Source organism: Vibrio sp. 10N.261.52.A1, assembly GCF_002876325.1.
Lineage (GTDB): Bacteria > Pseudomonadota > Gammaproteobacteria > Enterobacterales > Vibrionaceae > Vibrio > Vibrio chagasii.
In genome coordinates this window covers 1-2,171 of sequence record NZ_MCYD01001113.1, presented here as the reverse complement: position 1 = coordinate 2,171, position 2,171 = coordinate 1, and the positions used below count along the sequence as shown (strand labels likewise).

1 protein-coding gene is annotated in these 2,171 nt (G+C 42.9%); it reads left to right on the top strand.

Features of this window, described 5'->3' with window-relative positions; all coding sequences use genetic code 11:
- Window positions 1–422: 422 nt before the first annotated feature.
- Complete coding sequence (ushA, locus tag BCT81_RS23835) at window positions 423–2,084, top strand: bifunctional UDP-sugar hydrolase/5'-nucleotidase UshA (RefSeq protein ID WP_063523319.1); 1,662 nt, start codon at window positions 423–425, stop codon at window positions 2,082–2,084.
- Window positions 2,085–2,171: the final 87 nt, after the last annotated feature.

The window sequence follows — 2,171 nt, the reverse complement described above, 5'->3', positions numbered from 1 at the left end:
CGGCTTTTTTGTACCTATAGCTAAGTGAATGGCGACTACCTTGAGCTCCTTAAGCTAGCGTTAGTATGGTTTTGTGATGTTATAATGTACCCTTTAGGGCTCTGATAAATCGAATAAATTTAATGAAGGTCACTTTGTAGCGCTTTCGAACTGAGTAAATCACAAATAATCTAAAAAATGATGAAAACGTTTGCCTGTGATCACTTATTAGCTCAACTGCAACTTTGCCGCTTTGTTACACACTCGATAGGGGATTATGGTGATCTATCCTACATAAATATGAAATCACTCTGTTAGGTTTACCGTCTTAATTTAAACTACTTCAAGTTTTACCATTCTCTAACCATGTTTATTAACTAAACATGGTCTCTATGGGAGTGGAAGAAGCAGTGGATTCCCCTAAAAAGTTCAAAGGTATGACAATGAAGCAACGCCTTATTCTAAAGACAGCACTAAGTGCTGCAATTCTAGCGACTTTAGCTGGTTGTGCGTCTCAATCTGCTCATGATTGGAACCAAGACGAAACTTACAAGCTAACGATTCTTCACACTAACGACAACCATGGTCGTTTCTGGCAGAACAAATACGGCGAATACGGCATGTCTGCGCGTAAAACGCTGATTGATCAACTTCGTGCAGAAGTTGAAGCAGAAGGCGGTAGCGTGTTGCTTCTATCTGGTGGTGACATCAACACAGGTGTACCAGAGTCAGATCTTCAGGATGCAGAACCTGATTTCAAAGGTATGAACAAGATTGGTTACGATGCAATGGCACTTGGTAACCATGAGTTTGATAACTCACTAGACGTACTGCAAAAGCAAATCGATTGGGCTAACTTCCCAATGCTATCTGCAAACATCTACGATAAAGCGACTGGCGAACGTAAGTTCCAAGCTTATGAGATGTTTGAAAAGCAAGGTATTAAAATTGCGGTAATTGGTTTAACAACTGAAGATACTCAAAAGATTGGTAACCCTGAGTTCATCGCAGGTATCGACTTCCGTGACCCTAAAGAAGAAGCGAAGAAACTGATCGCTGAACTTAAAGAAACAGAAAAACCAGATCTTATCTTTGCTGTGACTCACATGGGTCACTACGAAAATGGTCAGCGTGGCGTTAACGCACCAGGTGATGTTGCACTAGCGCGTTACCTAGACGAAGGTGACCTAGACATGATCGTTGGTGGTCACTCTCAAGAGCCTGTATGTATGGAAGGCCCTAACGTTGCAAAGAAAAACTTCAAGCCGGGTGATGAGTGTAAACCTGACCTTCAAAACGGTACTTACATCGTTCAAGCTCACGAATGGGGCAAATACGTAGGCCGTGCTGATTACGAATTCCGTAATGGCGAACTAGAAATGGTGAGCTACGACCTAATCCCAGTTAACCTGAAGAAAAAGGTTAAGATCGACGGTAAGAAGCAACGCGTACTTATCCAAGACGAGATTGCGCAAGATCCAGAACTACTAGAGTTCCTACGTCCATTCCAAGAGCAAGGCCAAGCACAGCTAGAAGTTAAGATTGCTGAAACAAATGGCAAGCTTGAAGGTGACCGTAACGTAGTTCGTTTCCAACAGACTAACCTAGGTCGCCTGATTGCAACTTCTCACATGGAGCGTGCAAAAGCAGACTTTGCTGTGATGAACTCTGGTGGTGTTCGTGATTCAATTGAAGCGGGTGAAGTAACATACAAAGATGTACTAACAGTACAACCTTTTGCAAACATCCTGACTTACACAGACATGACGGGTAAAGAAGTTCTAGACTACCTAAACGTAGTAGCGACTAAACCAATCGATTCAGGTGCTTATGCACAATTCGCTGGTATCTCAATGACAGTAGCGAACGGTGAAGTGTCTGACGTTGTTATTGGTGGTAAGCCACTTAACTTAGAAGAAACGTACCGCTTCACTGTACCAAGCTTTAACGCTGCTGGTGGTGACGGCTACCCTAAACTGTCTGACCACCCTGGTTACGTAAACACAGGCTTTGTTGACGCTGAAGTACTGAAAGAGTACCTAGAAGCGAATAGCCCAGTTGATGTGAACAAGTACGCTCCTTCTGGTCAAATTGTTTACAAGTAAATGGATCATTGAGCGCTAAATTCGATTGACTCTAGCGCCATGATAAATTTAACTAAAGCGACGCTCCGGCGTCGCTTTTTGTTTATC

What these genes read in the sequence shown, in the direction of transcription:
- ushA (WP_063523319.1), top strand. Translation starts at nt 423, where the DNA reads ATGAAGCAACGCCTTATTCTAAAGACAGCACTAAGTGCTGCAATTCTA.